1 protein-coding gene is annotated in these 647 nt (G+C 74.0%); it reads left to right on the forward strand.

The features are described 5' to 3' along the window. Nucleotides 1-637, forward strand: a 637-nt coding sequence (locus CGX12_RS19405) for a 3'-5' exonuclease (RefSeq protein WP_303396193.1), incomplete at its 5' end; no start/stop codon positions are given. Nucleotides 638-647: the final 10 nt, after the last annotated feature.

A 647-nucleotide genomic window follows, 5' to 3' on the forward strand; every position in this document is an offset into this window, starting at 1 on the left:
GCCCGCCCTGACCCTGTGGCAGCTCGACGGCGCCGACGGCAAGCCCTTTTCCGGCGGCGCCTATGTGGCGCAGATGGCGGGGCGCTGCGCCGGCGAGATAGTGCGGCTGCTGAACCTGGGTCGCCGGGGCCAGGCGGGCTTCGCCGGGGCGGACGGGTTCGCGCCGGTGCGCTCCCGCGACATCGCCGTGCTGGTGCGCGGTTTCCGCGAGGCCCAGGCCATCCGCCGGGCGCTGGCGGAACTCGGGGTAAAGAGCGTCTACCTGTCGGACAAGGACTCGGTCTACCAGAGCCCGGAGGCGCTGGATCTGCTGTTCTGGCTGCGCGCCTGCGCCGAGCCCGAGCAGGACGTCCGCCTGCGGGCGGCGCTGGCCACCGCCACCCTGGGGCTCGGCCTGGCCGAGCTTGAGCGGCTCAACCAGGACGAGCGCCACTGGGAGCGGCGGGGTCTGCAGGTTTGGGGCTACCCCCCCCCCTGGGAGCGCCCGGGGGGGGGGGCCCTGGGGTCTCGGCCGCTCGCCCACCTTCGGCCGCCGGCCCCGCCGGGGGGGGGGGCCGGGGGGGGGCGGTTTTTTAACATCTGTCCCTCCCGCCAACGAGAGAGGGGTGTGCGCTCCGGAGGTCCCGTGCCATTCTGATAACTAAGAA

The organism is Zobellella denitrificans (assembly GCF_002237365.1).
GTDB classification, from domain to species: Bacteria; Pseudomonadota; Gammaproteobacteria; order Enterobacterales; family Aeromonadaceae; genus Oceanimonas; species Oceanimonas denitrificans.